General features: G+C 75.5%; 7 protein-coding genes and 2 pseudogenes. 7 read left to right on the plus strand and 2 right to left on the minus strand.

Going from position 1 to position 6,015, the window contains the following annotated elements; genetic code table 11:
- Positions 1–350 (plus strand): annotated as a pseudogene (locus AC5FZL_RS14930) (hypothetical protein); the annotation flags it as partial.
- Here AC5FZL_RS14930 and AC5FZL_RS14935 read toward each other — a convergent pair.
- Positions 328–1,173, minus strand: a complete 846-nt coding sequence (locus AC5FZL_RS14935; protein WP_493619678.1) for an SGNH/GDSL hydrolase family protein — start codon at positions 1,171–1,173, stop codon at positions 328–330. The pseudogene AC5FZL_RS14930 and the gene AC5FZL_RS14935 overlap by 23 nt on opposite strands.
- A gap of 43 nt (positions 1,174–1,216) precedes the next feature.
- Positions 1,217–1,909, minus strand: a complete 693-nt coding sequence (locus AC5FZL_RS14940; RefSeq protein WP_493619679.1) for a uracil-DNA glycosylase — start codon at positions 1,907–1,909, stop codon at positions 1,217–1,219.
- A gap of 60 nt (positions 1,910–1,969) precedes the next feature.
- On the opposite strand from AC5FZL_RS14940, the gene AC5FZL_RS14945 reads away from it, so the two are divergent.
- The 6 genes and pseudogenes from AC5FZL_RS14945 to AC5FZL_RS14970 form a co-directional block, all read left to right on the plus strand.
- Positions 1,970–2,254 (plus strand): DUF3263 domain-containing protein, encoded by a 285-nt coding sequence (locus tag AC5FZL_RS14945; RefSeq protein ID WP_493619680.1) that lies wholly within the window; start codon positions 1,970–1,972, stop codon positions 2,252–2,254.
- 19 nt (positions 2,255–2,273) lie between these two features.
- Complete coding sequence (locus AC5FZL_RS14950) at positions 2,274–2,924, plus strand: LytR C-terminal domain-containing protein (protein ID WP_493619681.1); 651 nt, start codon at positions 2,274–2,276, stop codon at positions 2,922–2,924.
- A gap of 242 nt (positions 2,925–3,166) precedes the next feature.
- Positions 3,167–3,367: a cold-shock protein gene (locus AC5FZL_RS14955; RefSeq protein WP_493619682.1), complete on the plus strand. Its 201-nt coding sequence runs from the start codon at positions 3,167–3,169 to the stop codon at positions 3,365–3,367.
- A gap of 271 nt (positions 3,368–3,638) precedes the next feature.
- Positions 3,639–5,267: a chaperonin GroEL gene (gene groL, locus AC5FZL_RS14960; protein ID WP_493619683.1), complete on the plus strand. Its 1,629-nt coding sequence runs from the start codon at positions 3,639–3,641 to the stop codon at positions 5,265–5,267.
- A 240-nt stretch (positions 5,268–5,507) separates the two neighbouring features.
- Positions 5,508–5,768, plus strand: a pseudogene (locus tag AC5FZL_RS14965) (DUF4031 domain-containing protein); the annotation flags it as partial.
- A gap of 36 nt (positions 5,769–5,804) precedes the next feature.
- Positions 5,805–6,015 (plus strand): NTP transferase domain-containing protein (locus AC5FZL_RS14970; RefSeq protein ID WP_493619684.1); only part of this gene is annotated, 211 nt, incomplete at its 3' end.

Below are 6,015 nucleotides of genomic sequence, written 5' to 3' on the forward strand. Positions count from 1 at the left end.
TGGCCGTGGCCGTGCCGGCCCTCGGCGCGCTCGGCTGGGTGGTGGGCGCCGCGGGGGAGACCTCGCGCTTCCTGCCCGCCGCCGTGGGCGTCGTCCTCAGCGCCGGCACCGCGGTGCTCGTGCTCCGCGGCGCGCGGTGGGCGCGCGAGGACGTCCCCGGCCGGGTGGCCCGGCCCCGCGTGCAGATCGCGGTCCTCGCCCTGGCCGCCGCGGTGGTCGCCGGCACCACGACGCCGGCGCTCGCCGCCAGCCCCGCCGGTGACGGCGCCGTGTCCCACGGCGAGCACCTGAACGACCTGCAGCGGCTGCTCCCCGGCGCGGACGGCGTCAGCTCCGGTCACTCCCACTGACCGGCGCGCCCTGCAGCGGCGCGGGGACGGGGCGCTTGGGCTGGACGGCGTCCCCGCTCGAGCGCCCGGTCAGGCGGCGCTGCACCCACGGCGCCAGGTGCCTGCGCGCCCAGGCGGCGTCCTCGCGGGCCGCGAGCAGCCGCGAGCGCCCGCCCTCGGGGGGCAGCGGCTGCGCCCAGTCCGCCGCGGGGGCCTCGGCCCCGCCGCGCAGGGCCGCCAGCGCGGCCAGGGCCACCCGCCGGTGCCCCTCGGCGCTGAGGTGGATCCGGTCCGGCGCCCACATCCGCAGGTCGTAGAGGGCGCGCAGCGACCACAGGTCGAGGACGGCCGCGCCGTGGCGGCGGGCCGTGGCCCACAGCTGCAGGTTGTAGGCGGCCACCCGGCCCCGGGTGAGGCGCACCACGGGCAGCGACCGCGGGTCGAAGCCGGTCACCAGCAGCACGTCCGCGCCGGTCCCGCGCAGCGCCGCCACGGCGTCGTCCATGCTCGCGGCGAGCGCGTCGACGTCGGCGCGCGGGCGCAGCAGGTCGTTGCCGCCGCCCGCGATGCTCACGAGGTCCGCGCCGCTGGCCAGCGCCACCGGCACCTGCTCGGCGAGGATCGCGGCGAGCAGCCGGCCGCGGACGGCGAGGTTGGCGTACTCCACGCCGGGGCCGCCGGCCTCGCGGGCGCCGGCGTCCAGGTGCTCGGCGAGGCGGTCGGCCCACCCGCGGTAGCCCTGCGGGCGGTGCGGGTCGGGGTCCGTCAGGCCCTCGGTGAAGGAGTCGCCCAGGGCGACGTACCGGCGCCACCGCAGCGGCTGGTCGGGGAGTGCGCTGTCCACCCCGGCACGGTACGACGGGCCGGGGCCGGCGCGGCCCGCGCGGTCAGGGGAGCGCCCACTCCACCGGTGGCGCCCCCTGGGCGGCCAGCAGCGCGTCGACCGCGGTGAAGGGCCGCGAGCCGGTGAACCCCCGCGAGGCCGACAGGGGGCTGGGGTGCACCCCGGTGACCACGGCCGTGCCCGCCAGCAGCGGCTGCACCGACTGCGCGTCGCGGCCCCAGAGCACCGAGACCAGGGGACCGCCCCGGGCGGCCAGCGCCCGCACGACCTGGTCGGTCACCCGCTCCCAGCCGATCCGGCGGTGCGAGCCCGACTCCCCGGCGCGCACGGTGAGCACCCGGTTGAGCAGCAGCACCCCGCGCTGAGCCCAGGGGGAGAGGTCACCCGTGCTCGGGGTGGGGACCCCGGTGTCGGCCACGAGCTCGCGCAGGACGTTGCGCAGCGTCGGGGGCAGCGGCCGCACGTCCGGCGCGACGGAGAAGGCCAGGCCCATCGCGTGGCCGGGGGTCGGGTAGGGGTCCTGGCCCACCACGAGCACCCGCACCTCCTCCAGCGGGGTGCGCAGGGCCCGCAGGACCCGGTCGGGGGCCGGCAGGACCACGGCGCCGCGGGCCCGCTCGTCGTCCGCGCGCGCCGCCGCGGACGCCAGCTCGGCCCGCACCGGGGCCAGCGCCGCGGTCCAGCTCGGGTGCACGCCGTCCAGCCCCACCAGGGCCCCGCCCGCGTCCTGCTCCACCCCCGAAGGCTAGGGCCCGGGGAGAACGACACCGGTGTCGTCCGGTCCTACAGTGGAGGGGTGGACGCCGACCGCGACCCCGCGCCGTCGCAGCCCCCCGGCCTGTCGGAGCGCGACCGGGCGGTGCTGGAGTTCGAGCGGCGCTGGTGGAAGCACCAGGGCGCCAAGGAGCAGGCGGTGCGCGAGGCGTTCGACCTCTCCGCCACCCGGTACTACCAGGTCCTCAACGCCCTCCTCGAGGACCCGGCCGCGATGGCCGCCGACCCGCTGCTGGTCCAGCGCCTGCGGCGGCTGCGCGACCAGCGCCGCGCCGGGTCGGCGAATTCCGCCCCCGAGAGGGTGTGACTGCGTAGCCTCACGTTCTGTGAGCAGGCGCTACCCCCGCGACGAGTTCGACGCCCCCGTCCCCGAGGACGCGCGGCGCGGCGCGCACCGCGCCCGGCCGAGCCGGATCCTGCCCCTGGTGCCCTCGGCGCTCGTCGCCGGCGTGGCCGGGGTCGTGGCCCTGGGTGCGGTGAACCTCCTGGGCGGTGGTGGCGACGGGGCCACCACCGACCCCGGCACCGCCGTGGTCGCCTCCGAGCAGGCCCCGGCCGCCGTGGTCGAGACCGTGCCCGCCGACGTCCCCGCCGAGCCGGCCGCCCCCGCCGCCGCGGTGGAGGTCGTGAGCGAGCCCGTGGCCGAGGCGGACGAGGCGCCGGTGGAGGCCGACGAGGCCGACGAGGAGAGCGCCGAGCCGGACACGTCCGTGCCGCTGGTCGTGCTCAACGGGACGAAGACGACCGGTCTGGCGGCCAGGGCCTCCTCGGCGCTGCAGCGCCAGGGCTGGTCCGTGGCGAGCACCGGCAACGAGCGCGGCGCGACCGTGCGGTCCACCACGGTCACCTACGCCGACGCCGAGCTCGCGTCCACCGCCGCCGCGGTCGCCGACGACCTGGGCGCGGTGGCGATCGAGGACGCCGACGCCGAGAGCGGCTCGCTCACCGTCGTCCTGGGCCCCGACTGGACCCCCTGACCGAGGCGCGCGCCGGCGTCCTGACCTGCGCACCCGCCCCTGTTCGAGCCTGTGCACGACCCTCGCGCCGGCGGGGCCCGCCGCGCTAGCCTGCTCGCGGTCGAGCAGTTCTGTGTGAGCACGTCCTTCTGCACCTGCACGGGGGGCCGCACGGGGGTCCACGCGGATCCACGCGAACTCTCCAGACCCGGCGCGGGCGAACTGTCCGCGCTGCACCACCGCAGTGATACAGGAGCAAGGACATGGCTCAGGGAACCGTGAAGTGGTTCAACGCCGAGAAGGGGTACGGGTTCATCACCGTCGACGGTGGCCCGGACGTCTTCGTTCACTGGTCCGCCATCCAGATGGACGGCTACCGCTCCCTCGAGGAGGGCCAGGCCGTCGAGTTCGAGGTCGGCACCGGCCAGAAGGGCCCGCAGGCCGAGGCCGTCCGCCTCGCCTGAGGACTCGTCAGCGCGCGAACGGCGTCGTCCCGCGGGAGCGGGGCGGCGCCGTTCGCCGTCTCGGCCCCGTGGGGGTTTGCACTCGGGCGGTGAGAGTGCCAGTCTTGGGACTGGCACTCAGGACACCCGAGTGCCAACCACGACCTGGAGCCAACGCTCCTGGCCGTGCTGGTGAGCCGCTGAGGCCCGGGACGTGACCGGTGCTGGGGCGGCGTCCGTCGCGGGCACCGGCGCGGCCGACACCGCCACCCGTTCCGGGAGGACCATCCGCATGGCAAAGACCATCTCCTTCAACGAGGAGGCCCGCCGCGGTCTCGAGCGGGGCATGAACACCCTCGCCGACGCCGTCAAGGTCACCCTCGGGCCCAAGGGCCGCAACGTCGTGCTCGAGAAGAAGTGGGGCGCCCCCACGATCACCAACGACGGCGTGAGCATCGCCAAGGAGATCGACCTCGAGGACCCCTACGAGAAGATCGGCGCCGAGCTCGTCAAGGAGGTCGCCAAGAAGACGGACGACGTCGCTGGCGACGGCACCACCACCGCCACCGTGCTGGCCCAGGCCATGGTCCGCGAGGGCCTGCGCAACGTGGCCGCCGGGGCGAACCCGATGGCGCTGCGCAAGGGCATCGAGGCCGCCGTCGCCGCGGTCTCCGCGCAGCTGCTCGAGAACGCCGTCGAGGTCGAGACCCGCGAGCAGATCGCGGCCACCGCGTCCATCTCCGCCGCTGACCCGCAGATCGGCGAGCTCATCGCCGAGGCGATGGACAAGGTCGGCAAGGAGGGCGTGATCACGGTCGAGGAGTCGAACACCTTCGGCCTGGAGCTCGAGCTCACCGAGGGCATGCGCTTCGACAAGGGCTACATCTCGCCCTACTTCGTCACCGACTCCGAGCGCATGGAGGCCGTCCTCGACGACCCCTACATCCTCGTCGTCAACTCCAAGATCTCCTCGATCAAGGACCTGCTGCCGCTGCTGGAGAAGGTCACCCAGTCCGGCAAGCCGCTGGCGATCATCTCCGAGGACGTCGAGGGCGAGGCCCTGGCCACCCTGGTCGTCAACAAGATCCGCGGCATCTTCCGCTCGGTGGCCGTCAAGGCCCCCGGCTTCGGCGACCGCCGCAAGGCCATGCTGCAGGACATCGCGATCCTCACCGGTGGCCAGGTCATCTCCGAGGAGGTCGGCCTCAAGCTCGACACCGCGGGCCTGGACCTGCTGGGCCGCGCCCGCAAGATCGTCGTCACCAAGGACGAGACGACGATCGTCGAGGGCGCCGGTGACGCCGACCAGATCGCCGGCCGGGTCAACCAGATCCGCTCCGAGATCGAGCGCAGCGACTCCGACTACGACCGCGAGAAGCTGCAGGAGCGCCTGGCCAAGCTGGCCGGCGGCGTCGCCGTCATCAAGGCCGGCGCGGCGACCGAGGTCGAGCTCAAGGAGCGCAAGCACCGCATCGAGGACGCCGTGCGCAACGCGAAGGCGGCCGTCGAGGAGGGCATCGTCGCCGGTGGCGGCGTGGCCCTCATCCAGGCCGGCAAGACCGCGTTCGACGGTCTCGGCCTGACCGGTGACGAGGCGACGGGCGCCAACATCGTCCGCGTCGCCATCGAGGCCCCGCTCAAGCAGATCGCGATCAACGCCGGTCTCGAGGGCGGCGTCGTCGCCGAGCGCGTGCGCAACCTGGAGACCGGTCACGGCCTCAACGCCGCGACCAACGAGTACGTCGACATGGTGGCCACCGGGATCATCGACCCCGCCAAGGTGACCCGCTCGGCGCTGCAGAACGCGGCCAGCATCGCCGGCCTGTTCCTCACCACCGAGGCCGTCATCGCCGACAAGCCGGAGAAGGCCGCTGCGGCCGCTCCGGGCGGCGACGGCGGCATGGGCGGGATGGACTTCTGAGTCCTGCCTCCTGCGCCACCCGCACCACCTGACCCACCGTCCGAGGGCGGCACCCCACCAGGGGTGCCGCCCTCGGCGCGTCCGGGGCCTGCCGCGCCTCCCCTTCCGCACTTCTGGCGGGAAGTGCGGTTCGTGGGCGCTCCCCTTCCGCACTTCTGGCGGGAAGTGCGGTTCGTGGGCGCTCCTGAGGCGCACTCCTGGCGGGAAGTGCGGTTCGGCGAGGGCTCGTAGGGTGGGCTCGTGGCGGTGCTGGTCGACGAGGCGCGCTGGCCGGCCCACGGCCGCCTGTGGGCGCACCTGGTCAGCGACACCTCCCTGGACGAGCTGCACGCCTTCGCCGCCCGGGCGGCGCTCCCGCCGCGCAGCTTCGACGCGGACCACTACGACGTGCCCGACGCCGCGGTGCCCGACCTCGTGGCCCTGGGCGCGCAGCAGGTGACAGCCCGCGAGCTGCTCGTGCGCCTGGTCGCCTCCGGGCTGCGGGTGCGCCAGCGCGACAAGCCCGCCCGGCCCGCCTCCGGGCAGGGCCTGCACGGGGTGGCCGGCATCCTGCTCGCCGCAGGCGCCGGCACCCGCTTCGGCGGCCCGAAGGCCCTGGCCCGCGACGCGAGCGGGACGCCGTGGCTCGTCAGCCGGGTCGCCGCGCTGCGGGAGGGCGGCTGCAGCCCGGTGCTTGTGGTCCTCGGCGCGCAGGCCGAGGCCGCGCGCCAGCTCCTGCCGGACGGTGCCGTGCCCGTCGTCGCGCCCG

The sequence above is a fragment of the Quadrisphaera sp. DVD1 genome (genome assembly GCF_058932755.1).

What these genes read in the sequence shown, in the direction of transcription:
- AC5FZL_RS14955 (WP_493619682.1), top strand. Translation starts at nt 3,167, where the DNA reads ATGGCTCAGGGAACCGTGAAGTGGTTCAACGCCGAGAAGGGGTACGGG.
- groL (WP_493619683.1), top strand. Translation starts at nt 3,639, where the DNA reads ATGGCAAAGACCATCTCCTTCAACGAGGAGGCCCGCCGCGGTCTCGAG.